This window comes from Streptomyces sp. NBC_00358, assembly GCF_036099295.1.
GTDB lineage: Bacteria > Actinomycetota > Actinomycetes > Streptomycetales > Streptomycetaceae > Streptomyces.
Window position 1 is genome coordinate 8,718,016 of sequence record NZ_CP107976.1, and the last position, 23,857, is coordinate 8,741,872.

Annotated in this window: 18 protein-coding genes, 3 pseudogenes and 1 riboswitch; of the genes and pseudogenes, 9 read left to right on the forward strand and 12 right to left on the reverse strand. The window is 70.6% G+C overall.

Annotated elements, in window-relative coordinates:
- Positions 1-84: 84 nt before the first annotated feature.
- Positions 85-1,662, reverse strand: a pseudogene (gene metE, locus OHT01_RS37315) (5-methyltetrahydropteroyltriglutamate--homocysteine S-methyltransferase); the annotation flags it as partial.
- An 81-nt stretch (positions 1,663-1,743) separates the two neighbouring features.
- Here metE and OHT01_RS37320 point away from each other — a divergent pair.
- The 4 genes and pseudogenes from OHT01_RS37320 to OHT01_RS37335 all read left to right on the forward strand — a co-directional run.
- Positions 1,744-2,049 (forward strand): annotated as a pseudogene (locus tag OHT01_RS37320) (short-chain fatty acyl-CoA regulator family protein); the annotation flags it as partial.
- A 52-nt stretch (positions 2,050-2,101) separates the two neighbouring features.
- Positions 2,102-2,279: riboswitch (cobalamin riboswitch) on the forward strand.
- A gap of 57 nt (positions 2,280-2,336) precedes the next feature.
- Positions 2,337-2,483, forward strand: coding sequence for a hypothetical protein (locus OHT01_RS37325; RefSeq protein WP_328557537.1), 147 nt, complete (start codon positions 2,337-2,339; stop codon positions 2,481-2,483).
- Positions 2,484-2,601: 118 nt separating this feature from the next.
- Positions 2,602-2,709: pseudogene (locus OHT01_RS40280) on the forward strand (ABC transporter ATP-binding protein); the annotation flags it as partial.
- A gap of 149 nt (positions 2,710-2,858) precedes the next feature.
- Positions 2,859-3,248 carry a (2Fe-2S) ferredoxin domain-containing protein gene (locus tag OHT01_RS37335; protein WP_328557538.1) on the forward strand — a complete coding sequence of 130 codons (390 nt, stop codon included), beginning with the start codon at positions 2,859-2,861 and terminating at the stop codon, positions 3,246-3,248.
- Between the two features lie 425 nt (positions 3,249-3,673).
- Here the strand turns inward: OHT01_RS37335 and OHT01_RS37340 are convergent, their stop codons facing one another.
- From OHT01_RS37340 to OHT01_RS37360, 5 genes are all read right to left on the reverse strand, one after another.
- Complete coding sequence (locus tag OHT01_RS37340; protein ID WP_328557539.1) at positions 3,674-4,384, reverse strand: hypothetical protein; 711 nt, start codon at positions 4,382-4,384, stop codon at positions 3,674-3,676.
- Between the two features lie 7 nt (positions 4,385-4,391).
- On the reverse strand, positions 4,392-5,042 hold the full coding sequence (locus tag OHT01_RS37345) for a sigma factor-like helix-turn-helix DNA-binding protein (RefSeq protein WP_328557540.1): 651 nt from the start codon (positions 5,040-5,042) through the stop codon (positions 4,392-4,394).
- Positions 5,039-5,239, reverse strand: coding sequence for a hypothetical protein (locus OHT01_RS37350; protein ID WP_328557541.1), 201 nt, complete (start codon positions 5,237-5,239; stop codon positions 5,039-5,041). The genes OHT01_RS37345 and OHT01_RS37350 overlap by 4 nt, the downstream gene beginning before the upstream one ends.
- Before the next feature lie 751 nt (positions 5,240-5,990).
- Complete coding sequence (locus OHT01_RS37355; RefSeq protein ID WP_328557542.1) at positions 5,991-6,455, reverse strand: hypothetical protein; 465 nt, start codon at positions 6,453-6,455, stop codon at positions 5,991-5,993.
- A 153-nt stretch (positions 6,456-6,608) separates the two neighbouring features.
- A complete protein-coding gene (locus tag OHT01_RS37360; RefSeq protein ID WP_328557543.1) occupies positions 6,609-7,106 on the reverse strand; it encodes a hypothetical protein in 498 nt (165 codons plus the stop codon).
- A gap of 337 nt (positions 7,107-7,443) precedes the next feature.
- Between OHT01_RS37360 and gcvH the strand changes: the two genes are divergently transcribed.
- Positions 7,444-7,836, forward strand: coding sequence for a glycine cleavage system protein GcvH (gene gcvH / locus OHT01_RS37365; RefSeq protein WP_328557544.1), 393 nt, complete (start codon positions 7,444-7,446; stop codon positions 7,834-7,836).
- Between the two features lie 94 nt (positions 7,837-7,930).
- On the opposite strand, the gene lpdA is transcribed toward gcvH, so the two are convergent.
- Positions 7,931-9,331 (reverse strand): dihydrolipoyl dehydrogenase, encoded by a 1,401-nt coding sequence (lpdA, locus tag OHT01_RS37370; RefSeq protein ID WP_328557545.1) that lies wholly within the window; start codon positions 9,329-9,331, stop codon positions 7,931-7,933.
- Between the two features lie 267 nt (positions 9,332-9,598).
- Positions 9,599-11,821 (reverse strand): catalase/peroxidase HPI, encoded by a 2,223-nt coding sequence (gene katG / locus OHT01_RS37375; protein WP_328557546.1) that lies wholly within the window; start codon positions 11,819-11,821, stop codon positions 9,599-9,601.
- A gap of 595 nt (positions 11,822-12,416) precedes the next feature.
- Here katG and OHT01_RS37380 point away from each other — a divergent pair.
- A complete protein-coding gene (locus OHT01_RS37380) occupies positions 12,417-12,827 on the forward strand; it encodes a Fur family transcriptional regulator (RefSeq protein ID WP_266754880.1) in 411 nt (136 codons plus the stop codon).
- Between the two features lie 201 nt (positions 12,828-13,028).
- A complete protein-coding gene (locus OHT01_RS37385; protein WP_328558400.1) occupies positions 13,029-13,520 on the forward strand; it encodes a GNAT family N-acetyltransferase in 492 nt (163 codons plus the stop codon).
- Here the strand turns inward: OHT01_RS37385 and ligA are convergent.
- Positions 13,508-15,601 (reverse strand): NAD-dependent DNA ligase LigA, encoded by a 2,094-nt coding sequence (gene ligA, locus OHT01_RS37390; RefSeq protein WP_328557547.1) that lies wholly within the window; start codon positions 15,599-15,601, stop codon positions 13,508-13,510. The genes OHT01_RS37385 and ligA overlap by 13 nt on opposite strands.
- Before the next feature lie 140 nt (positions 15,602-15,741).
- Here ligA and OHT01_RS37395 point away from each other — a divergent pair, with 140 nt between their 5' ends.
- Together OHT01_RS37395 and OHT01_RS37400 are read left to right on the forward strand one after the other, a co-directional pair.
- Entirely contained in the window at positions 15,742-19,497 is a 3,756-nt protein-coding gene (locus OHT01_RS37395; RefSeq protein WP_328557548.1) for a S8 family peptidase, read from the forward strand.
- 91 nt (positions 19,498-19,588) lie between these two features.
- Positions 19,589-20,563, forward strand: coding sequence for a helix-turn-helix domain-containing protein (locus OHT01_RS37400; protein WP_328557549.1), 975 nt, complete (start codon positions 19,589-19,591; stop codon positions 20,561-20,563).
- A 28-nt stretch (positions 20,564-20,591) separates the two neighbouring features.
- Here OHT01_RS37400 and OHT01_RS37405 read toward each other — a convergent pair whose 3' ends face one another.
- The 3 genes from OHT01_RS37405 to OHT01_RS37415 all read right to left on the reverse strand — a co-directional run bounded on the left by OHT01_RS37405 (position 20,592) and on the right by OHT01_RS37415 (position 23,853).
- Entirely contained in the window at positions 20,592-21,044 is a 453-nt protein-coding gene (locus tag OHT01_RS37405) for an ArsR/SmtB family transcription factor (RefSeq protein WP_443043492.1), read from the reverse strand.
- A 203-nt stretch (positions 21,045-21,247) separates the two neighbouring features.
- Positions 21,248-21,622: a hypothetical protein gene (locus OHT01_RS37410; RefSeq protein WP_328557550.1), complete on the reverse strand. Its 375-nt coding sequence runs from the start codon at positions 21,620-21,622 to the stop codon at positions 21,248-21,250.
- Between the two features lie 227 nt (positions 21,623-21,849).
- Positions 21,850-23,853, reverse strand: coding sequence for an acetoacetate--CoA ligase (locus OHT01_RS37415; RefSeq protein WP_328557551.1), 2,004 nt, complete (start codon positions 23,851-23,853; stop codon positions 21,850-21,852).
- Positions 23,854-23,857 lie beyond the last annotated feature (4 nt).

Below are 23,857 nucleotides of genomic sequence, written 5' to 3' on the forward strand. Positions count from 1 at the left end.
TCGGTTCCGGAGGGGGTGTCCGTCCTGTCGGGCTGCCCGCCGGGGCCGGGGCGCACCTGGCGCCCCGGCCGTTGGTGGGTACGGTCAGGAGGCGGGCAGTTCGCCGCGTACCGCGTGGGCTGCGGCGACCAGGTTCTCCAGGGAGGCCCGGGTCTCGGGCCAACCACGGGTCTTCAGGCCGCAGTCGGGGTTCACCCACAGCCGCTCGGCGGGGATGGCCTTCAGTCCTGCTCGCAGCAGTTCGGAGGCCTCCGCCGTGCTCGGGACGCGCGGGGAATGGATGTCGTACACGCCGGGGCCCGCCTCGCGCGGGTAGCCGTGCGAGGCGAGTTCGCGGGCGACCTGCATGTGGGAGCGGGCGGCCTCCAGGCTGATGACATCGGCGTCGAGGTCGTCGATGGCCTGGACGATGTCCCCGAACTCTGCGTAGCACATGTGGGTGTGGATCTGCGTGTCCGGACGTACCCCGCTCGTGCTCAGCCGGAAGGCCTCGGTGGCCCACGCCAGGTAGGCCGGTCGGTCGGTGGTGCGCAGCGGGAGTGTCTCGCGCAACGCGGGCTCGTCGACCTGGATCACCGAACTCCCGGCCGCCTCAAGGTCGTTCACCTCGTCCCGCAGGGCGAGGGCGACCTGGCGGGCGGTGTCGCCGAGGGGCTGGTCGTCGCGGACGAAGGACCAGGCGAGCATGGTGACCGGCCCGGTGAGCATGCCCTTGACCGGGCGGTCGGTCAGGGACTGGGCGTACGTCGTCCAGCGCACCGTCATCGGCTCGGGCCGCGTGATGTCGCCGGCCAGGATCGGCGGGCGCACGCAGCGGGTGCCGTACGACTGGACCCAGCCGTGCTGTGTGGCCAGGTAGCCGGTGAGCTGTTCGGCGAAGTACTGCACCATGTCGTTGCGTTCGGGCTCGCCGTGCACCAGGACGTCAAGGCCGGTCTTCTCCTGGAAGGAGATGACCTCCTGGATCTCGGCCTTGATGCGCTCCTCGTAACCGGCCGTGTCGATGCGGCCGGTGCGCAGGTCGGCGCGGGCGGTGCGCAGGTCGGCGGTCTGCGGGAAGGAGCCGATGGTGGTGGTCGGCAGCAGGGGCAGGCCGAGGTGGGCACGCTGGGCCGCGGCCCGTTCGGGATAGGGCTGGGAGCGGCGGGCGTCGGCGTCCGTGACGGCGGTGGCGCGGGCCCGGACTGCGGGGTCGTGCGTGATCGGCGAGTTCGCGCGGGAGGCCAGGTCGGCCCGGTTGGAGGCGAGTTCGCCCGCGATCGTGCCGGTGCCCTGGGTGAGGCCCTTGGCGAGGGTGACGATCTCCGCCGTCTTCTGGCAGGCGAAGGCGAGCCAGCGCAGGATCTGCGGTTCGATGTCCCGCTCCAGGGCCGCGTCGATCGGGACGTGGAGCAGGGAGCTGGAGGCCGACACGTCGACCCGGTCGGCCAGTCCGAGCAGGGTGCCGAGGGTGGCCAGGGACCTGGCCAGGTCGTTCACCCAGATGTTGCGGCCGTTGACGACACCGGCGACCAGGCGCTTGCCGGGCAGTCCGCCGACTGCGGCGAGATCGTCGAGGTTGGCGGCGGCGGCTCCGGTGAAGTCGAGGGCGAGACCTTCGACCGGGGCCTCGGCGAGCACCGGCAGGGCGTCGCCGAGCCGGTCGAAGTAGGAGGCGACCAGCTTACGACGCATCCCGCCTGGCGGACGGGGCGAACCAGCTGCACCAGCCACCCTACGGGGGTGACGTGCCGAAGAGGGCGCGAAATGCCCGACGGGCAGCGCTACTTGTGGACCGCGCGGGCGATCACCCGGCACCGCGGCGGCTGGGGCGAACCCGGCAAGACCTTCGCCATCGGCCACGGCTGCGAGATCCGGCACGCCCACCGGCTCGTCCACTTCGGCGGCATCGACCTCTCCAGCACCTCCGCCGCCACCCCCAACGGCATGGGCTGCCGCGTATGTGAACGCCTGGTCTGTCCCCAGCGCGCGGCACCGTCCCTGGGGCGGGCGCTGCGGATCGACGAGAACGCGAGCACGTTCGTCCCGTATCCCGTGACCGACCGACCGACCGACCGACCGACCGCACGACCGACCGCACGACATGACAATGCGGCGATATTGATAGCCTCTTGGGGCCAGTCGAGCCACATCCGAGGCCAGGGAATCCGGTGCGAATCCGGAACTGACGCGCAGCGGTGAGGGGGACGGGCGGGGCACTGCACGCCACTGGGAGACCGGGAAGGCGCTCCGTCCGGACGAACCCGAGTCCGAAGACCTGCTGGCACCTCCGCGCCCTGTGCGTGGAGGGACGTCCGTAGGCCAGGCTCCGCGAACGAGCCCCGACTCCCCGAGGCATGCCCGTGCTCCGTACCGTCCTTCGTCCCGTTGCCCTCCTGCTCACCGCCCGCGGCGGCTCCGGGAGCAGCACCGAGGACAAAGAGCCGCCCGCCGACGCGGGCTACCCGCGCACCGTCGACGACCGCAGCCAATCGGCACCCTGAAGTCGGCCCCGAGACACGCCGTTTCCCTCGACCAGGGCACCGAGATCCGGCTCTTCCTCGGCCTCGGCGACCGCATCGCCGACACCGCCACCTGGACCGACCCGGTCATAAGGCCGGCCTGACCGGCCGGGCCGGCCAGGCCGGGTACACCCTCTCTGGCGGCGAACGCCGACGCACCCGGATCGCCCACGCCCTCGCCGAGCACCCCCGCGAACTCCGCCTCGACGAACCCGCCAACCAAATCGACATCCACCACCGACTCGACCTGCCGGATCTCGTCGCGATCCTGCCGGTCACCACCGTGCGCCCACCCCGCGATTCGATCCTCCGTCCCGCATCCCGGGACGGATCTCTCCACAAGGAGGAGCACGAGCGATGCCTCGACAGCGACCTGAAGCAGCGCGTACGCAGCACCCCGGGGCCGAACCGGCACCCAGCCGCATCGTGGTCTGCCGGGACTGCTGCTGCGGAAGCCCGAAAGTCACCGGGGTCGATCACACCCGGCAGGTCGAGCGCTTGGCCGAGAGCGTCCCTCTACGTGTCTCGGCCTGCCTCGACGTGTGCGAACACGCCAACGTGATCGTCGTCCAGCCCTCCGCCGCCGCACGCGCCGAGGGGGCCCGGCCGGTCTGGCTCGGCCTCGTCAACGACGCTGACGCCACCGAGGACATCGCCGCCTGGGTACAGGCCGGCGGCCCTGGTGTCGCTCCCTGCCCCGACATACTTGATCTGTACGTGTTCACCCCGCCCCGCAGGGCGCGATGAGCGTGAGAGCCGGCCCGGTTCATCCTGGTTGTTTCGGCAGGGCTGTCAGTCATGGACGCCAGAATCGGCGGCACGACGTTGTGCGACGAATTCTCCGCTGCCCGCTGCCCGCTGCCCGCTGCCCGCAGCCTCCCGCGGAGTCCGGGCCCGTAGCACGGTCCGCTCGCCCTCGTCGGTCACATCACTCGTTGACCGGCGGGGACAGACCCGAAAACACCGTCTGTGCAAGCTTGTTCACCTCCTTCACGTGCGCATCACCGACCCACGTGACTGCTCGTCACCACCGAATGCGAGGCAGGGCCCGATCAGCGCTGTCACGGGCGGGCGGATACGCCTGGACGACGGTCCGGTGGACGGCCGTTCGCCCGTGACCGTGGTGGGCCGCGTATGTCTTCGTCTCATGGGCTCACTCGCGGGTCGGCGGGTCACGCGCTGACGAGTTCGTTCCAGTGGTCGGCGAGGGCGGGAATGGGCTGGGGGACAGGTCCCAGGAGTCCGCTGTGGGGCGCTTCGAGTTCGTCGACGGCGCATTTGGCGGCATCTTCGGAGACTGCGGGGCCCGAGAGGGGAAGGGTGTAGCGGACGCTGAGCCCGGGGGAGGGGTTGGCGCTGGTGTCGGCGTGGTGGGGCACTGGGGTGTAGCAGCTCCAGTCCAGGCGGTTGAGGCGGTGGATCTGGCCGGCCCAGTGCTGGGCGTCGCGCATGTCGCCGTGCCGCACGTGGTGCAGGTACAGGCTCAGCGCGGCGGTGGTGCTGCCGGCGCCCGCGGCGTAGTGCCACCAGAACCGGGCTCCTTCTTCCTGGTCGGCGAGGTAGAGCAGACAGGCGAAGGTGAGGGCTCCGTCGGGGTCGCGGGCGGTGTCGAAGGCGGTGATGTGGCGGGCGGCGCCGTGGTGGTGGACGGCGCCGCGGCACAGGGTGCGCAGATCGTGGGCGGCCTGTTCGTGCAGGGCGCCGGGGAGTTGGTGGGCTCGGGCGCCGGGTGTGGAAACGCTGAGGAACTGCACCCAGCGCAGCTCGCGCAGGTGGCTGGCGAGGGTGTGGCGGGCGCTCTCCAGGTCGGCGGCGGTGTATTCGCCCTGGAAGACGCGGGCACGGCGTAGGGCCTCGTCGATGCTGCGCGGGGTGCGGGTCATGGGCGAGTCACTCCTTGTCGGTGTCGTCCGCGGGGTCGGTGTCGGGGATGTCGGTGGTGTCGTCGAGGGGGAAGCCCATGGCGGCGGCCAGGCGGTGCTTGGCCGTGCGGCGGGTGGAGCGGACGGTCGCTTCCTGGATCCCCATGATCAGAGCGGTCTCCTTGGTGCCGAAGCCGAGGGCGTCCCGCAGGATGAGGACGTCGAACTGCCGCTCGCTCAGTTTCGTCATCTGCCGGTACAGGCCCATGCCTTCCTCGAGTTCGGCAATCTCCGGGCCGTGTTCGGCATGGAAGGCGGCGCGGAAGGAGCGGAGGAGGGGCTCGGAGGCGGCCCGTAGGGCGCGGGCGAAGGCGAGGGTCTCCGTGGTGGCCGGGCTGCGGCCCTGTGCCTCGAGTTCGCCGTGGACGCGCTGTTTGAACAGGGCCCAGGCGTGGGCGCCGGGGTTGGGCATCGCCTCCAGGCGGAACCAGATGGTCGCAAGGTAGAGGAAGGTGCTGTCGACCAGGCGGCGGGCCGAGGTCGCGCTGCCGAGGTGGATGCGGCTGTACTCCAGGCAGGCGCGGTCGTAGCGGGCCTGGAATTCCCAGAACTCGGGCGGCATGAAAGCGGCGAGGTTGTGGGTGGTGTGCCCTGCCGGGTCCGGCGACTGGCCGGTCATCGGCGGCTGCCGTCGTCGTTCAGGGACGCCGGGGCGGACGGGGCGGCAGGGGAGTGAGGCTGTTGTTCGATCAGGGTGGAAACCCCGATGCGGACTCCGGCGCCGAGGAGGCGCCGCACTAAGAACCACACGTCGGGCGCGTACGACCGCGCCACGGCGGCGAAGGCCAGCACATGGCTGACTACGTCGTAGTTCACAGTGGCTGTCTTCCTTCGTTTCAGGCGGCGGCATGACCGCTCCGTCCCCCGTTCGGGCGGGCAGGCACCTAGAGCGTCGTTGCTCCGGGGAACAGATAAGCCCACTGGTGCGAGCAAACGTGCAGGCCACCGAACACATCTTTCTAACGGAAGGTAACTTTCCGCTTACGAGGTGGGTGTTGATGCCTTTGCTGCAGCGCACCGCCACATTCCGCCACCCCGCGCCCCGCCCTCGCCATCCCCGCCCAACAGGCCGTACGCGCGAAACGAAAGAGCCCGAACCCTGTTTGCGCGAATCTGCAATTGCACGGTCAATTTCGCGATGTGCTCCAGATCACGTTTGACCACCTGCGGTGTGTGCTTCACTGCGCCCCCTCGGCGCGGGGAACACCGTGGCGTGCCGCCTTGACCAGAGCCCGGGCCATCACCGCAGACCACGGCACCGCCGCCCCGGCAGCGTGGAGTGGCCGCCGCGTGGGCGCGAAGCGAGCATGCGGATCAGACGGCGGCAGGGGGCGTGATGGAGATTGCGGCGTTGGCGGTGTCGTCGGTGGCGCTCGGCGTGTCCGGTGCGGTGTCGTGGCGGCAGCTACGGCTTTCGCGGCACGCCAACGCACTGCCCGTGGCAGTCGACCTGTTCCGCGAACACCGCACCGCAAGACGGGCCCGGGCGCGGACGTTCGTACAAGTGTGATCGTTCCGGTCGGCTGCCCTGCTCAGGGAGCCTGATCAGGGGCTTCTGTACCGTGCTTCAGTCCGAGCCGATGACGAACAGCCACAGGCCGTTTCGTTTGAATACGGTGAAGGGTTCCGTCTGTTCGGTGCGGCGGTAGTGGATGTATCCGCCGCGGACGTCGTGAGGGTCCTCGGCGGTGAATTCGATGGAGACCGCGCCCGCGGCGCCCTTGCCGTAGGTACGGATGGCCTGGTGCGCGCCGGCCGCCTCGTCGCTGCGAGCGAACCATTGTCTGTGCCAGGACAGGTCCGAGAGTCCGTCCGCGTCTCCGGCACGCATGCGTTGCACGTACAGCGTCATGTAGAGCCTGAGCGTGTCGGGGGTGGTCTTGTCCCCTGTGTACGTCACCGCCCGCAATCCGGCCCGGTTCGCTCGGCGGTAGTCCCACTGGTCGCGCGGAGCGCCCCAGGCGACGGTTCCCCCGGCCAGCAGGACGGTCAGCGTCAGCGCAACCCATGGAATGGCGCGTTTTGTGTTCATGTTGGTGCCAATCCGGATTTGTGTGAGCGATGTGGATTCTGACGCCCGCCCTGTGCTTGATGATCGCCGCAAAATGACCAAGCGCCAGATGTGTGGCCGAACTGGCTTTGGCCTGTTGTGGAAGTGAGTCCTGCCGACCTCCTGACCGGCCCGTCACGAGCTCTGCCGGAGTCGCTCCGCAGCCTGAGCTGGAGTGTCGTAGTAGCCGGGCCGTGCCAGCAGGACCGAGTTGAAGTAGTAGCCCTGCTCTTCCTCCGGCTCGTCGTCGGCTGCGAACGGACGCCAGAAGCTCAGAAGCAAGTCCGGGGCGATGAATGAAGCAGCGTCGTCGGGATCCTCCTCGATGGAGGTGAACTCACCGACGCGCCCCACGACCTCGCGGGCCGGAAGCGCGAACACGTCCACACCCTGGAACAGCACTCGGTCTGTCTGGGGCGACGGCCTCCCCAGCTCGATGGCTTCAAGCATGTCGCGCACGCAGTGGATGCTGATCATCAGTCCGCTGGGACGGAAGACGTGCTGCCCCGGCCGGTCGGACTCCGAGATCGCAGAGAGATCCCGGAGCGAGTCCAGCGCCGTGTTGGCCGCGGCCCGAGTCATACCGATGCGCAACGGGCCGACGCCACTCGGTGGGATGAGGTCGAAGTCCATGCGGGCATGATCCCAAACAGGTCTGTCGACCAAGGGCTGTCCCGTACTCCCCGGTGGATCGGCGCGCGGCGTCGGATGCGGTGCATCGCAAGGCGGAGGGTCGTCCACGGAGCACTGGCTGCGGCGCGACGGGTTCGCGCCGCGTCGGTTCTGGACCCGAGGGGACACGTAGCCGGGACTTTGCGGCTGGCTGCGGGCGGGCAGCCGTGCCGCTCAGCAGGGGTCCGGGGCTGGGTCAATCGGCCGGATCGCGTCGCCCTCGTTCGAGTTAGCGTCCCGCCCGAAGCCGCGTGAACGGGGAAGGCTGTGCGCTCAGCGACAGCCAAGGGAGACAGGCATGTACCCCACTGATTACAAGTACAGCAAGGACCACGAATGGCTCCGGGTCGACGGCAGAACGGCCTCCATCGGTCTGACGGACTTCGCGCAGAAGCAACTCGGCGACATCGTCTTCGTGGATGTGATGTACAAGGCGGGCGACCTGCTCCAGGCCGAGGACACCTTCGGCACCGTGGAATCGGTCAAGGCGGTATCCGAGTTGTTCCTGCCGGTCACCGGCAAGTTCGTCGAGTTCAACGCCCTGCTCCACGAAGAACCGGAAGCTCTCAACACCGAGCCCCACGACACCTGGATCATCAGGATTGAGATGTCCGACGTCAAGGAGCTGGACGGGCTGCTCAACGCCGCCCGGTACGAGAAGTACCTCGCGGACGACGCCAGCGCCGGGTAACCCGCTCCCGCCGCGGAAGTAGAGGCGCCGCCGTACCCCTTCCTGGCTCGCTACCCTGCAGGTCGGAAGGGGTGCGGCGGCATTCATTCACCCGTCACATGTTGATCATGTGGCCGGCCAGCCCGTGAACGGCCTCCTTGACCGCCTCGCCGAGGGTCGGGTGCCCGTGCACGTTGCGGGCGACCTCGTGGACCGTCAGGTCCCACTGCTGGGCGAGCGTCAACTCCGGTAGCAGTTCGGTCACTTCGGGGCCGATCAGATGGGCGCCGAGCAGTTCGCCGTGGCGCGCGTCGCTGAGGAGCTTGACGAATCCCGCGGTCTCGCCGAGGCCGTGCGCCTTGCCGTTGGCGGTGAAGGGGAACTTCGCCACCTGGACGTCGAAGCCCCTCTCCCGGGCCTGTGCCTCGGTCCAGCCGAAACTGGCGATCTGCGGCTGGCAGTAGGTCGCCCGCGGGATCATGACGTAGTCGAGTTCCATGGTCTCCGCGTCGGCGATCGTCTCGGCCGCCACGATGCCCATCGACTCCGCCGCGTGGGCCAGCATCAGCTTCGCCGTCACATCACCGATGGCGTAGATGTGCGGCACGCTCGTACGGCAGCGGCCGTCGATGTCGATCGCTCCGCGGTCGGTGAGCTTCACCCCGGTGTTCTCCAGGCCGTAGCCCTGCACCCGCGGCTGGAAACCGATCGCCTGAAGCACCTTGCCGGCCTCCAGCGTCTGCCGCTGGCCTCCCGTGGTCACCATCACCTTGACCGCGTCCCCGGAGTCGTCGATCGCCTCGACACGGGTCGACGTCAGCACGTTGATACCGAGCCGCTTGTAACGGCGGGTCAGTTCGGCGGAGACCTCCTCGTCCTCCAACGGGACGATCCGGTCGAGGAATTCGACGAGGGTGACCTCGACGCCGTAGTTGTGGAGCACGTACGCGAACTCGACGCCGATGGCACCGGCGCCCGCGATGATGATGCTGTCCGGGAGCGTGTCCGAAAGGATCTGCTCCTCGTACGTCACCACACGCTCGCTCAGTGAGGTTCCGGGGAGCAGCTTCGTGGTGGCCCCGGCGGCGATGATGCAGTGGTCGAAGGTGACCGTCTCGGCGCCGCCGTCGGACAGGGCGATCCGCAGGGTGTTGTCGTCGCTGAAGGTGCCCCGGCCGGTGTACTGCGTGATCTTGTTCTTCTTCATCAGGTAGTGGACGCCCTTGACACGTCCGTCCGCCACCTTGCGACTGCGGGTGAATGCGGCGCCGTAGTCGAAGCTCACCTCACCGTTCACCTGGATGCCGAAGGTCTTGGCCTCCTGGGTGAAGATGTGCGCGAGCTCCGCGTTGCGCAGCAGCGCCTTCGACGGAATGCACCCCACGTTCAGGCACACGCCGCCCCAGTACTTCTCCTCGACGATCGCGGTGCTGAGTCCGAGCTGGGCGGCCCGGATCGCCGCGACATATCCTCCCGGGCCTGCGCCCAGGACCACCACGTCAAAGTGTGTACTCATGGAGGCCAGCCTAGAGCGGGTGGGCGCCGCGAGGCCGGAGTGCCGGTCGCGCCGCTCGGTCCCCGTCCCGCCCGTAAGGCGGGCTCAGGCCCGGAGGCGCTGAGGCCTGGGGGCGCCGGGCATGGAGGGGCCGGGCTTCTGGGGACGCCGGGTGGCCCGGCGACGCTGTGGGCCCCGGGTACCGCCGAAGCCCCGCGCGCCGGAGTTCTTGCGCGCCGAAGACGTCCGGGCCGGCCCCGGAGCAGGGGCCGGCCCGGACACCGGGTGTCAGACGAGGTCGAACCGGTCGAGGTTCATGACCTTGTCCCAGGCGGCGACGAAGTCCTTCACGAACTTCGCCCGCGCGTCGTCGCTCGCGTAGACCTCAGCGAGCGCGCGCAGTTCGGAGTTCGAGCCGAAGACGAGGTCGGCGCGCGTGCCGGTCCACTTGACCTCGCCGGTGGCGTCGTCGCGGCCCTCGAAGGTGGTCGCGTCCTCGGACATCGGCGTCCACGTCGTGCCCAGGTCGAGCAGGTTGACGAAGAAGTCGTTCGTCAGCGTGCCGGGGGTCCCGGTGAGGACACCGTGCGAGGAACCCTGGTGGGTCGCGCCCAGGGCGCGCAGACCGCCGACGAGGACGGTGAGCTCCGGCGCGCTCAGGGTGAGCAGGTTCGCCCGGTCGAGCAGCAGGTACTCGGCCGGCAGCCGGTTGCCCTTGCCGAGGTAGTTGCGGAAGCCGTCCGCGCGCGGCTCCAGCGCGGCGAAGGACTCCGCGTCGGTGTGCTCGTCCGTCGCGTCGACGCGGCCCGGGGTGAAGGGCACCTGGACGTCGTGACCGGCGTCCTTGGCGGCCTTCTCCACCGCGGCGACGCCGCCGAGAACGATCAGGTCGGCCAGCGAGACCTTCTTGGCGCCGGCGTTGAAGTCGCGCTGGATGCCCTCCAGTACGCGCAGCACCGTCGCGAGCTGGTCGGGGTCGTTGGCCTCCCAGCCGCGCTGCGGCTCCAGACGGACGCGCGCGCCGTTGGCACCGCCGCGCTTGTCGCTGCCGCGGAACGTCGAGGCCGACGCCCACGCGGTGAAGACCAGCTGCGAGACGGTCACGTCCGAGGCGAGGATCTTCGCCTTGAGGGCGGTGATGTCCTCGGCGCCGATGACCTCGCCCGCCGCCTCCGGCAGCGGGTCCTGCCAAAGCAGGGTCTCCTCGGGCACCTCGGCGCCGAGGTAGAGGGACTTCGGGCCCATGTCGCGGTGGGTCAGCTTGTACCAGGCCCGCGCGAAGGCGTCCGCGAACTCGGCCGGGTTCTCGTGGAAACGGCGGGAGATCGGCTCGTAGATCGGGTCGAAGCGCAGCGACAGGTCCGTCGTGAGCATCGAGGGGGCGATCTTCTTCGACGGGTCGTGGGCGGCCGGGACCGTGCCCTCGCCCGCGCCGTCCTTCGGCTTCCACTGGTTGGCGCCGGCGGGGCTCTGGGTCAGCTCCCACTCGTAGCCGAAGAGGTTGTCGAAGAAGCCGTTGCTCCACTGGGTGGGCGTGGTGGTCCAGGTGACCTCCAGGCCGGAGGTGATGGCGTCCGCGCCCTTGCCCGTGCCGTACGTGCTCTTCCAGCCCAGGCCCTGCGCCTCGATCGGGGCGGCCTCGGGGTCGTCGCCGACGCTCTCCGCCGGGCCCGCGCCGTGGGTCTTGCCGAACGTGTGACCGCCCGCGATCAGGGCGACCGTCTCCTCGTCGTTCATCGCCATCCGGCGGAAGGTCTCACGGATGTCGCGGGCCGCGGCGAGCGGGTCCGGGTTGCCGTTCGGGCCCTCCGGGTTGACGTAGATGAGGCCCATCTGGACGGCGCCGAGCGGGTTCTCCAGCTCGCGGTCACCGGTGTAGCGCTGGTCGTCGAGCCAGGTGGTCTCGGGACCCCAGTACACGTCCTCCTCGGACTCCCACACGTCCGCGCGGCCACCGGCGAAGCCGAAGGTGTCGAAGCCCATCTGCTCCAGGGCGACGTTGCCGGTGAGGATCATGAGGTCGGCCCAGGAGAGACTCTGGCCGTACTTCTTCTTGACGGGCCACAGCAGACGGCGGGCCTTGTCCAGGTTGCCGTTGTCCGGCCAGCTGTTGAGCGGGGCGAAGCGCTGCTGTCCGGCACCGGCGCCGCCGCGGCCGTCGCTGATGCGGTACGTGCCCGCGCTGTGCCAGGCCATACGGATCATGAACGGGCCGTAGTTGCCGAAGTCCGCGGGCCACCAGTCCTGCGAGGTGGTGAGCACCTCGGCGATGTCCTGCTTCACGGCCGCGAGGTCGAGGGACTCGAAGGCCGCGGAGTAGTCGAAGTCCTCGCCCAGGGGATTGGCGACGGCGGGGTTCTTGGCAAGGATCTTCAGGTTGAGCCGCTCCGGCCACCACTGACGGTTTCCACCGCCCTGGGTCGGGTGCGGGGCGCGGTCGTGCGCGACCGGGCAGCCGCCTCCGGTCTCGGCTTTCGCGTCGGTGACGATCGCATCGTGGTTCTCAGACATGGGAATCCTTCCGGACGGGGCGGATCTCGGTGCTCAGAGACTGCGGGTGGGGGAACAGCCGGGGCGGGGGCCCCGGCGGCCGGCCCCCGGGCCGCCGGCGGAGCCGACGGGGAGGCCGTGGTCGTCGGACGGGAACGGGCGAGGGGCTCCGTCCGCCGCGCGGCCGAGGGCCGGGACGCGGTACACCGCTCGTATCGGACCGGCTGGACCGGTCCGATACGGGGTACGCATCCCGCCACGGTGAGCGGACGGAGGGCCGTATGCGACGTGCGGGCAGATGCGGCGCGGGGTCGGCACATTCCGGCAGCGATCGCGTCGTCGCCGAGATGGCCCAGCGCGCCGGGAGGGTCCCGGGCAGCGTGTCATGGGCGGCCGTCACACGCAGGCCGACGCCGCGTGGTTCCACGGCGGTGGTCCCGACATCTCTGCATCTCCTGCCCGTACTGGGGTCTTCCTGTCCCTTGGCCAGTGCCAAAACCGATCCTACAATGGACAGAGTCCAAGTCAAGAAGGACGCCAACCCCATATCCGATCGGACCCAGGATGCACACCGATAAACTGCGGGTTCCCACTGATCCTGAAAAGGTGAACCGATATGAGTGACCTGCTGGAGCGACTGCGCGGGCGTGGCTGGCGGATGACCTCCCAGCGGCGTGTCGTTGCGGAGGTCCTCGACGGCGACCATGTGCATCTCACGGCCGACGAGGTGCACGCCCGCGCCGCGGAGCGGCTGCCCGAGATCTCCCGGGCGACGGTCTACAACGCCCTGGGGGAGCTGGTCTCGCTCGGCGAGGTGATCGAGGTCTCCACCGACGGCCGTGCCAAGCGCTACGACCCCAACGCCCACCACCCGCACCAGCATCTGGTGTGCTCCCGCTGCGGCACCGTCCGCGACGTGCACCCGACCGGCAACCCGCTGGCCGACCTTCCGGCGACGGAGCGGTTCGGGTTCACGGTCGCGGCCGTCGAGGTCACCTACCGGGGGCTGTGCCCTTCGTGCGCCTAGGAACTGTCGTGCCCCCGGGACCTGTCCGGGGCCCGCCGGGCGGCCGACGTACGCGGTCCTGAACCGTCGGACGGCGCCCGCCCCCGGGGCGGCGCGGCCCGCGGTGCCTAGACTTCCGCCGTGAAGGACATCGCAGGAGTCACCCCGCAGGGCGTACGGATCAGACCGGGCCGTCCGGCCGACGCGCAGGCCATTCTGGACATGCTGGACGCCGCGGTGGTCTGGATGAACGATCGCGGCAACACCGAGCAGTGGGGCACGACCCCGTACTCACGGACGTCAAGCGGGGCGGAGCGGGTCCACCGGTACACGACCGAGTGCGCCCCCTACATCGCGGAGTCGGACGGAACGCCCGTCGGAGCCGTGGTGCTCGACTCCGGTCCCAGCCCCCAGATGCCGATCGAGCCCGCCGGGGAACCCGAGCGGTACGTCCGGCTGCTGGTGACCGACCGTCGGTACGCGGGGCGGGGCATCGGCGCGGCGCTGCTCGCCCACGCCGCCGAGGAGACCCGGCGAGCAGGCGTCGATCTGCTGCGGGTCGACTGCTGGGCGGGCGGCGGGGGTGAACTGGTCGCGTACTACGAGCGCCAGGGATTCACCCCCACCGACCCCTTCCTGTCCGGGACCTGGCCGGGCCAGGTGCTGGCCCGGCGGGTGGGCCGACCGCGTGGACAGGGCGATCAGGCGAGATAGTCGGCGACGAGCGCGGCGAACTCCTCCGGTGCGGCGAGTCTGATCCCGAGGGTCTCGGCCTTGGCGCGCTTGGATCCGGCGCCCTCCCCGGCGACGACCAGAGTGGTCTTCTTCGACACGCTGGAGGAGGAACGACCGCCCGCGCGCTCGATGAGTTCGTTCATCTGATTGCGGCTGAGCTGTTCCAGAGCCCCGGTCATCGCACCGGTGACCACCACCGTCATCCCGGCCAGCGGTCCGCCCGCGGCGTCGGCGCCCTCCGTGTCCGGGCCGTCCTCGCCGGCCGGAGCGGGCGGGGTGGCGCCGGGCTCGGTCATGTTGACCCCGGCGGCGACGAGCTTGTCGATGAGCGGGGCGAGTTCGGCCAGCTCGGCGACGATCGACGGGGCCTTCTCGGTGCCGATGCCCTCGACCCGCTGCATCGTTTCCGCATCCGCCGCGCGCACCAGCTCCATGGTCGCGAAGTACCGCGCGATACGCCGGGACATGGAACGGCCGGTGCCGCGGACACCCAGCGCGCACAGCACCCGCGACAGCGGCTGGCCCTTGGCGGCCTCGATCGCCGCGAGCAGGTTGTCGGTGCTGGTCTCGCCCATCCGCTCCAGGCCGAGGAGCTGGTCGCGGGTCAGGCCGAACAGATCCGCGAGATCGGCGGCCAGACCGGCCTCGACGAGCTGCACGACGCGCGTGTGGCCGAGGCCCTCGATGTCGAGCTGGTCGCGGCCTGCGGCGTACGAGAGCGCGGCGACCAGGTGGCAGTTGCGGCCCTGCTCGCAGCGCCAGCGCTGCTCGCTGGTGTCGATGGCCGATCCGCAGTTCGGGCACGCCTCGGGGAAGACGATGGGCTGCTCCTCGCCGGTCCGCAGATGGGCCACGGGCGCCTCGATGCGCGGGATGACGTCTCCGGCACGGTGGACCATCACGTGGTCGCCCAGCCGCAGATCGCGGCGCGTGATGTCCCCCGGGTTGTGGAGGGTGGCGTACGTGATCGTGGAGCCGTCGATCTCGACGGGCTCCAGCACCGCGCGCGGGGCGATGATGCCCGTACGGCCGACGTTCCACTCCACCGCGAGCAGCCGGGTGATCTTCTCGACGGCCGGGAGCTTGTAGGCGATCGCCCAGCGCGGGGCGCGGGTACCGGAACCCGCGGCCCGCTGGTCGGCGGCCAGGTCGGCCTTGACGACGATCCCGTCGATCCCGAACGGCAGCTCGGCGCGCAGCGCAGCGATCTCCTGGACGCGGGCCAGGACCTGCTCGGCCGACGCCGCCGTGATGCCGGGGACAGCCGTGCCGGCGGTGGTGTTCACGCCCAACTCGGCCGCCCGCGCCATGAGTTCGCTGTGCGCGAGTTCGCCCAGCCGGGCGGCCTCGTCGGCCTCGGTGCCGGACACCGGCAGCAGGCCGTAGCCGAAGAACGTCATCGGAACGGTGTAGGCGCGGTCCTTGGCGCGCAGGGTGCCGGCCGCGGCGTTGCGAGGGTTCGCGAACGGTTGCCCGCCGTGCGCGGTGCGTACCTCGTTGGCGTGCTCGAACTGCGCCGTCGTCATGAGGACTTCGCCGCGGACCTCCAGGGTGAGGGGCTCGGCGAGCTCGCCCGGGAGGCCCTCGACGGTGCCGATCGCGTGCGAGACGTCCTCACCGGCCGTCCCGTCCCCGCGCGTCACCAGTTGCATGAGCCGGCCCTGGCGGTAACGGGCGGCGATGGCCAGGCCGTCGAGCTTCGGCTCGACACTGAAGTGCTCCACCTCGTGGCCGGTCCGCCGGGCCAGCGAGACCGTCCAGGCGGTGAACTCCTCGGGCGAGAACACGTTGTCCAGACTCAGCATCGCCACCGTGTGCGGGACGTCCCCCTCGGCGACGCCGCCCCCGACCTTCCCGGTCGGCGAGTCGGGCAGCACCTGATCGGGATGTTCGGCCTCCCACGCGGCGATGCCGCGCACGAGCCGGTCGTACGCGTCGTCGTCCAGCACCGAGGTTCCGCCGTCGTAATAGGCGGCCGATGCCTTCAACGCGTCCTCGACCGCCTGCGCGTAGGCGACGGCATCCACGATCACTGCAACTGGTGTTGTCATACCCCTCATCCTGCCTGCCACCACTGACAATGCCCTCCCGCCGACCCCCTCGCCCCGCGGCGGCCGGAGCTGGCACATGTGGGACGTGGCGCTTTGGTGCCAGCCGCCGGACGTTCCCCCCGTCCGGCGCGGCCCGGTAGGAACTGGCCATGATCTCCCTCATACCGCGCCGCCCACGAGGCAGGCGGGCCCTCGCGGCAGCGGCGGCCGGCGCCGCCGTTCTCACCCTGCTCACCGGCCGGGCGGGCGCCGCGGACAACGTGCCCACGGCTCCCGCCGCCCCCTCGCGCGCCGGCACCGACCACACCGTCACCCTGATCACGGGAGACGTGGTCAAGGTGATGGACCTCGGAGCCGGCAAGCACTCCGTCGACGTGCGACGGCCGAGCGGCGCCACCGGCGGCGTCCGCACCGAGACGGTCGGCAAGGACCTCTACGTCTACCCGGACGAGGCGTTGCCCTATCTCGCCGCGAACCGTCTCGACCGGCGCCTCTTCGACGTCACCGCCCTCATCGAGCAGGGCTACGACGACCAGCACAGCTCCGGCCTCCCGCTGATCCTCGGCTACCGGGGCAAGGTGGCCGCCGCGCCCACCGGCACCAACCGGGTGCGGTCCCTGAAGAGCGTCAACGGCACCTCCGTCCGGGCGTCCAGGAAGCAGGCCAGGAAGCTCTGGAGAGCGGTCGCCACGGACACCCCGGCGCGGCGGCCCTCGCTGAAGGAAGGTCTGTCCAAGATCTGGCTGGACGGCCGTGTCCAGGCCCGGCTCCAGGACAGCACAGCGCAGATCGGCGCGCCGGCCGCCTGGAAGGCCGGACTCGACGGCAAGGGCGTCAAGGTCGCCGTGCTCGACACCGGTGCCGACAGCCACCACCCGGACCTGGCCGGCCGGATCAGCGGCGCGGCCAGCTTCGTACCCGGCGAGTCCACCGAGGACGGTCACGGACACGGGACCCACACCGCCTCCACGGTGGGCGGCAGCGGCGCCGCCTCCGACGGAGCCGAGAAGGGCGTGGCACCCGGCGCCGACCTGCTGATCGGCAAGGTCCTCTCGAACGAGGGGTCCGGGGACGACTCCTGGGTGATCGCCGGCATGGAATGGGCGGTCGACCAGGGTGCCAAGGTGGTGAGCATGAGCCTCGGCGGCTCAGAGCCCACGGACGGCACCGACCCGATGAGCGAGGCCCTGGACCGGCTCAGCGAGAAGAGCGGCGCCCTGTTCGTCGTCGCCGCGGGCAACACGGGCATGGAGGCGTCCATGAGCGCCCCGGGCGCCGCCGACGACGCGCTGACCGTGGCCGCGGTGGACTCCGAGGACGGGCTCGCGGACTTCTCGACACGGGGCCCGCGCTACGGCGACTACGCCCTCAAGCCGGACATCGCCGCACCCGGCGTGGACATCCTCGCCGCGAAGGCCGGGGGCAGCGCCGAGACCGGCTGGTACCAGACCATGAGCGGCACCTCGATGGCCACCCCGCACGTGGCGGGCGCCGCGGCGATCCTCGCCGAGGAGCACCCGGACTGGACCGCGCCCCAGCTCAAGGACGCGCTGATGAGCACTTCCAAGGAGCTCCCCGGCCTGAACGCCTATCAGGTCGGTGCGGGCCGGGCCGATGTGGCGGCCTCGGTGGACGCGACCGTGACCGCCACCGGTTCGGCGTACTTCGGCTTCGACGCCTGGCCGCACAGCGGTCCCCAGACCGTCGACCGCACGCTCACCTACCGCAACACCGGTGACACCGCCCTCACCCTGAAGCTCGCCGTCACCGCCTCCGTGGCCGGCGGCCCCTACGACGTCGACCCGGGCGCGGACGCCGGGGACCCCGCCCCCGCCGGGATGTTCTCGCTCTCCGCCGACTCCGTGACCGTCCCCGCGCACGGCACCGCCGCCGTCACCGCCACCGCGCGGCCCGGCCTCGGGGCGAACGGCCGCCGTTACCTCGGCCAGGTGTCCGCGAGCGACTCCTCGGGCGCTGTGCGCGCCCGTACCCAGGTCGGGCTCTACCGGGAGGAGGAGCGCTACTCGCTGGACGTCACGCTCAAGGACCGCTCCGGCGAACCCGCCTCCGGATACGTCCAGTTGCAGCGGTTCGGCACCGACGCCGAACCGCAGTTCGTGGCCGTCGGGGACAGCGGCACCGCGACCGTGCGGCTGCAGGCCGGCACCTACAGCGCGCTGAGCTATGTCGACGTCGCCGGCAGCCACGGCCACGACTCGCTCGGCATGGCCCTGCTCGGCGACCCGGAGATCGTCCTCGACCAGGACCGGAAGGTGGTCCTCGACGGGAGCAGGACCCGCGAGGTCACCGCGAAGGTGCCGCGCAGGACCGAGGACCGGATGCTCTACATGAACTGGTACCGCTCGGACGGCGGCGTCAGCACCGTGGACTCCGAGTACCTGCTGCCGCCCACCTACGACAGCATGTTCGTGCTGCCCACCCGCAAGGTCACCCAGGGCACCTTCGAGTACGAGACACGGTGGCGCAAGGCGTATCCGCTGCTCTCGCTCAGCCACGACGGCAAGGCCGTCACCGTCCTCGGCCAGTCCGGATCCGCCTTCTACGACGGCCGCAGGCGCATGGACGCGGTGTACGCGGGAGCCGGCGCCCCCGCCGATTACGCGGGGCTGAGGGCCAAGGGCAAGGCGGTCCTGGTCACCCGGTCCGACGCGGTCACCGGCACGCAGCGGGCACAGGCGGCGGCCGACGCCGGGGCCGGTCTGCTCCTCGTCGTCGACGACGAGCCAGGCAAGCTCCTTGAATGGGTCGGCACCGACGAAGGCGGGTACAGCACCGTCCCGGTCGCCTCGCTGACCGCCCGTGAAGGCGCCCCGCTCGTCAAGGCGGCCCGGCACGGCACCCTGCGCCTGAACGTCGAGGGCACGCCCAACTCGCCGTACGTGTACGACCTCGTCGACCCCCACCCCGGACGGATCCCCGACAGCGGGCTGACCTACCGCCCGCGCGCCTCCGAACTGGCGGTCGTGGACATGCGCTTCCACGGCACCACCAAGTACCCCAGCGGCGAGTACCGTTGGGACTACCGCCCCTATCGCACCTATGCCGTGGGCTTCCCGCTGCGCACCGACATGCCCGCCACGCGCACGGACTACCTCTCGGCGCAGCCCGGCACCTCCTGGGCCGAGGACTCCATCACCGGGCCGAACCTGGCCCTGGAGTCACGCGGTGGAATGATCACCTACAAGGCCGGAAAGCGGGTCACCAGCGACTGGTTCGCCCCGATCGCGCATCCGCGCAACGGCAGCGGATTCTGGTGGTCGGAGCGGCAGCAGGGCTTCATCTCGTTCAACATCCAGCCCTGGACGGACAGCGGTACCGACCACGGCGGCTACATGCAGGACGGCAACGACAGCCTGGACTTCAAGGTCTACCAGGACGGTGAGCTGGTGAAGACCTCGGCCTGGGCGTCGGCGACGCTCTATCCCGTACCGGCCGTGCCCAGCACCTACACCCTGGACCTGCGCGCCGAACGCGACCCGGGCGCCTACCGGTTGTCGCCCCGCACGCACTCCGTGTGGAAGGTGCGATCGGCTCCGGTGACCGATCCGATGAAGATCGACCGGATGGCGCTGATGCAACTGGACTACGCCGTCGCCACCGACCTCGCGGGCGACGCGCGCGGCGGCCGGCAGTCCCTCGGCCTGACCGGGTCGCACCTGCCGGACGCGGCGGGCGCGGGACGGGTCGTGGGAGCGACGCTCGCCGTCTCCTACGACGACGGCCGCCACTGGCGTCCCGTCCGCCTGGACCGCACGGCGGCCGGCCACTGGACCGCCCGGTTCGACGCCCCGCACCACGGATTCGTGTCTCTTAAGGCCCGTACTTGGGACGATGCGGGCAACAGCGTCACGCAGGAGGTGACACGGGCCTACGGCTTGAAGTAGACCTTGGCGGAACCGTGAGATCGGGCGGGCCCCGGGCTTTCGCAGCCCGGGGCCCGCCCGGCGTCACCGCGCCGACTTCAAGGAGTGCCCCATGCTCGCCGCGCTCGGACTCGGTCCGGCCGAGGAGGAGATCTACCGCCTCCTGGTGGCCCGTGGACGGGCCGTCGTCCACGAACTGGCCGCGGACGCCGGCCGTCCCGAGCCCGAGGTACGGGAGATCCTCACCGCGCTGGCGGGGCGCGGCCTTGTCGTCCTCCAGGCCATCGATGGTGCCGCCACCCTCTTCGTGGCGGCACCCCCCGCGGTTGCTCTTGGTGGTGAACTACGGCGGCGCCGCGACGAGTTGAGTGCGGCGGAGCACGCCGTGCTCGCCCTCGCGGAGCAGCACCGCACGGGTGCCGAGGGTGGCGCGGTGGAGGTGATCAGTGACATCGACGCGGTACGGCACCGGTTCAGGCAGCTCCAGGAGTCCGCCCGGCACGAGGTGCGGTCGATGATGGTGCCCGAACTCTCCGTCGTCCCCCTCAGTGCCAACGCCGCGGAGCGGGCCGGAGTCCGTCGTGGCGTGCAGTACCGGACGATCGTGCAACGGGAGGCGCTGAGCGAGCCCGGAATGGTGGCCCAGGCCCTCGCCGACCTGGCGGCCGGGCAGCGGATCGGGGTCGCCGACACCGTTCCGGTCAAACTCATCATCGCGGACCGTGAGCTGGCGATGCTTCCCCTCTACCGGGGCCGCAACACCGCGGCGGCCTCGGTGCTGGTGCACGCGGGAGGGCTGCTGGAGGCGCTGGTCGCCTATTTCGAACTGGCCTGGGAACACGCGTATCCGCTGTCGCCGCACACGACGGGTGACGGCCTCACCGAGCAACGCCCGGACGCGATAGACGAGTTCGACGCCCGGATGCTCGCCCTGGTCCTCGCGGGACTCACGGATCAGGCGGTCGGCGCCCGTCTCGGTGTCTCCCGCCGGACCGTGCAGCGGCGCATCGGCGAACTCATGGCCAGGGCGGGCGCGGAGAGCCGTATCCAGCTCGGCTGGCACGCCGCGCGCAAGGGCTGGGCCTGACGGCCCGCGCCCGGTCGTCGTTCTGGGGTCAGTGTCCGCGGACGGCCGGTGAACGGACGGCTGGTGCAGGGACGGCCGACGAGGGGTGCGCGGGCCGGGTGGTGACGAGATCCGGTTCGTGCGGACCGTGGGGCAGGCCGGTGTCGACGTCCGCCTGCCGCAGCTCGGCGAGCAACTCGGTCTGTCCGGCGAGCAGTTCGGTGAGGATGCGGCGGGCGGCGCGGAGCAGTTCGGCGACGTCGCCGCCCGCCAGTGCGTAACTGACGGTGGAGCCCTCGCGGATGGACACCACGATGCCCGAGCGGCGCAGCACGGCCAACTGCTGCGAGAGGTTGGACGGTTCGATCTCGATCTCGCTCAGCAGGTCGCGCACCGAGACGGGGCCGCTCTGCAGCAGTTCCAGGACCCGGATGCGCACAGGGTGTCCGAGCATGCGGAAAAACTCGGCCTTGGCCTGGTAGAGGGGGACCTGCCTGGTCAAAATCGTTCGCTCCCTGCCGCCTGGGACGGGCTGATGCTCCGGCTGGTGCGGTGGCTGTCCGTGCGCCCGCCGCGAGCGGTGCCGTAAGGACCGATCCTTGCGGCTCCACCTCCGCACGCCCACGGGATTGACTTGATCTGGATGTACCTAAATGAAGAAGTCTTCAAGTCGTGGGCATGCGGAGGCGCGGGGAACGTGGCTTTCTACACCTCGAGTTCGGCTTCGATGCGTCCCAGCTGATGGCGGGCCATGGCCAGGTTGGACGTCGCCTTGTTGAGCACGAGGTAGAGGAACAATCCGTTGCCGTCGCGGCTCTTGAGCGGCCGGATGAGGTGGTACTGGGTTTCCAGCGTGATCAGTACGTCCTCGATCTTGCTCTTGAGCCCGAGGTGCTCCATGGTGCGCACCTTGGCCCGGATCACATCGGTGTTGCCGGCCGCCGCGACGTTCAGGTCGAGGTCCTTGCCACCCCCCAGCGTGCCCAGTGCCATGCCGCTCGTGTAGTCGACGAGGGCCGCGCCGAGCGCGCCCTCGATGGACGTCATCGTCTCCTTGAGGGAGATCTCCACATTCGCCATACCGATGTCTCCTCCTGGTCACCGCGCGGGCGGAGGAGTTCCCGCCCGGCCGGTGTCCCGGACCCTACGGACCATCGGCGGCGGAGAGCCGAGTTGTTTCGGGACTGGCGGAACAAGCATCGAAATGCACGTCGGCACAGGCTCAATTGATCACTGTTGCGCTGACCTTGACCATGGAGGCCCGACCTGATGGGAAGGCCCGGTGGCCCCGATCCGGCGCGCGAGGCTCACCCCGCGGCCGAGGTCCGTGCCGCCGCCGAACGCGCCGCGAAGTCCGCGAACCACGTCAGCATTTCGGGATGGGTGATGGATCCCTCGCTGCTGACGTCCGAGCCGCGCGCTCCCTGGAGGATCCGCTTGACCGGGACTTCGAGCTTCTTGCCGGTGAGGGTGCGCGGCACGGCCGGCACCGGCACGATCACGTCGGGCACATGGCGAGGGGAGAGCCGGCCACGGATGGCCGCGGCGATCCTCCGGCGCAGGCCCTCGTCCAGCGCGGTGCCCTCGGCGGGCACGACGAACAGCGGCATGAAGTAGTCGCCGTCGGGCTGTTCCACACCGATGACGAGACTGTCGGCGATCTCCGGGAGCTGGTCGACCACGGCGTAGATGTCCGCGGAGCCCATCCGCACGCCCGAGCGGTTCAGGGTCGAGTCGGAGCGGCCCGCGACGACGACCGACAGGTCGGGGTCGATGGTGACCCAGTCCCCGTGCCGCCAGACGCCGGGGTAGGTGTCGAAGTAGCTGGCCCGGTAGCGGGAGCCGTCGGGGTCGCCGACGAAGTTCAGCGGCATCGACGGCAGCGGCGCGGTCACCACCAACTCGCCCTGTTCACCGGTCAGGGCATGCCCGTCGGCGTCCCAGGAGGCCAGGGCGACGCCGAGCGCGGGAGCCTGGATACGGCCCACGCGTACGGGCAGCAGCGGAGTGCTCCCCGCCAGGACCGAGCAGACGTCCGTACCCCCGCAGATCGACTGGAGCCGCACACCGGGCGTCAGCCGGTCGTGGGCCCAGCGCCAGGTGCTGGGCGGCAGGGTCGACCCGGTCTGCAGGACCGAGCGCAGCCTGTCGAGTCCGAACATGTCCGAGGGGCGCGAGTCCGCCTTCTCCCCGGCCGTGAGATACGCGGCGCCCAGGCCGACCACGGTCGCGCCGGTCCACTCGGCGATCCGCCACGCGCCGTCGACGTCGGGGAAGGTCGGGCTGCCGTCGTACAGGATGACGGTGCTGCCGTGCAGCAGCCCGCCGACCAGGAAGTTCCACACCATCCAGCTCGTGGAGGTGAGGAAGAGGTAGCGGTCGTCGGCGCGCAGATCGACGCCCAGGCCCAGAGCCTTGAGCAGTTCGACCACGATGCCGCCGTGGCCCTGGACGATCCCCTTCGGTATCCCCGTGGTCCCCGACGACCACAGGATCCACAACGGGTGGTCGAAGGGCACGTCGGCGAACTCCAGCGGCTCATCGGCCGCCGGCAGCCCGGACCAGGCGTGCTGCTCGACGTCGGCCCGTTTCGACCACGGCTCGGCCGGGACGGCGAAGAGGCTGTCGACGGCGAGGACGTGGCGCAGGGTGGGCAGACCGTCCGCGAGTTCGGCGACCTCCGGGCGCCTGTCGTAGTCCTTGCCGCCGTGGCGGTATCCGTCCGCGGCCACGAGGACCGTCGGCCGTGCCTGCCGGAGCCGGGCGAGCACGCTGGGTGTGCCGAAGTCCGGTGAGCAGGCCGTCCATACGGCGCCGACGGCGGCCGAGGCGAGCAGCGCGACGACGGTCTGGCGGAGGTTGGGGAGATAGCCGGCCACGCAGTCGCCGGGCCGCACGCCCATGCCGCGCAGCGCCGCCGCGACGTCCGCGACCTGTCGGCGCAGCTCGTCCCAGGAGACGTCCTCGGGCGTGCCGCCCTCGGTCAGGCAGACGAGCGCCGGGCGGGCGTCCGTGGCCTGGGCGAGGCAGCGTTCGGCGAAGTTCAGCCGGGCGCCGGGAAACCAGACGGCGCCCGGCATCGACGCCTCGCCCAGCACCTCGTCGTAGCCGGTGACCGCGTCCAGCCCGTAGAACTCCCACACCGCCGACCAGAAGTCCGCGAGGTCGGTGGAGCTCCACCGCCACAGCTCGGCGTAGTCGGAGAAGTGGAGCCCCCGCACTTCGCTCACCCAGTCCATGAAGTTCGCGACGTTGGAGTCCTCCAACTCGCGGCGACCGGGGGACCACAGCAGGTCGGTGTCGGTGTTCATCGGG

Excerpts from the sequence above, each read along its gene's own strand:
- OHT01_RS37325 (WP_328557537.1), top strand. The coding sequence starts at position 2,337 with ATGCCCGTGCTCCGTACCGTCCTTCGTCCCGTTGCCCTCCTGCTCACC.
- OHT01_RS37335 (WP_328557538.1), top strand. The coding sequence starts at position 2,859 with ATGCCTCGACAGCGACCTGAAGCAGCGCGTACGCAGCACCCCGGGGCC.
- OHT01_RS37340 (WP_328557539.1), bottom strand. The coding sequence starts at position 4,384 with ATGACCCGCACCCCGCGCAGCATCGACGAGGCCCTACGCCGTGCCCGC.
- OHT01_RS37345 (WP_328557540.1), bottom strand. The coding sequence starts at position 5,042 with ATGACCGGCCAGTCGCCGGACCCGGCAGGGCACACCACCCACAACCTC.
- OHT01_RS37355 (WP_328557542.1), bottom strand. The coding sequence starts at position 6,455 with ATGAACACAAAACGCGCCATTCCATGGGTTGCGCTGACGCTGACCGTC.
- OHT01_RS37360 (WP_328557543.1), bottom strand. The coding sequence starts at position 7,106 with ATGGACTTCGACCTCATCCCACCGAGTGGCGTCGGCCCGTTGCGCATC.
- gcvH (WP_328557544.1), top strand. The coding sequence starts at position 7,444 with ATGTACCCCACTGATTACAAGTACAGCAAGGACCACGAATGGCTCCGG.
- lpdA (WP_328557545.1), bottom strand. The coding sequence starts at position 9,331 with ATGAGTACACACTTTGACGTGGTGGTCCTGGGCGCAGGCCCGGGAGGA.
- katG (WP_328557546.1), bottom strand. The coding sequence starts at position 11,821 with ATGTCTGAGAACCACGATGCGATCGTCACCGACGCGAAAGCCGAGACC.
- OHT01_RS37380 (WP_266754880.1), top strand. The coding sequence starts at position 12,417 with ATGAGTGACCTGCTGGAGCGACTGCGCGGGCGTGGCTGGCGGATGACC.
- OHT01_RS37385 (WP_328558400.1), top strand. The coding sequence starts at position 13,029 with ATGCTGGACGCCGCGGTGGTCTGGATGAACGATCGCGGCAACACCGAG.
- ligA (WP_328557547.1), bottom strand. The coding sequence starts at position 15,601 with ATGAGGGGTATGACAACACCAGTTGCAGTGATCGTGGATGCCGTCGCC.
- OHT01_RS37395 (WP_328557548.1), top strand. The coding sequence starts at position 15,742 with ATGATCTCCCTCATACCGCGCCGCCCACGAGGCAGGCGGGCCCTCGCG.
- OHT01_RS37400 (WP_328557549.1), top strand. The coding sequence starts at position 19,589 with ATGCTCGCCGCGCTCGGACTCGGTCCGGCCGAGGAGGAGATCTACCGC.
- OHT01_RS37410 (WP_328557550.1), bottom strand. The coding sequence starts at position 21,622 with ATGGCGAATGTGGAGATCTCCCTCAAGGAGACGATGACGTCCATCGAG.
- OHT01_RS37415 (WP_328557551.1), bottom strand. The coding sequence starts at position 23,853 with ATGAACACCGACACCGACCTGCTGTGGTCCCCCGGTCGCCGCGAGTTG.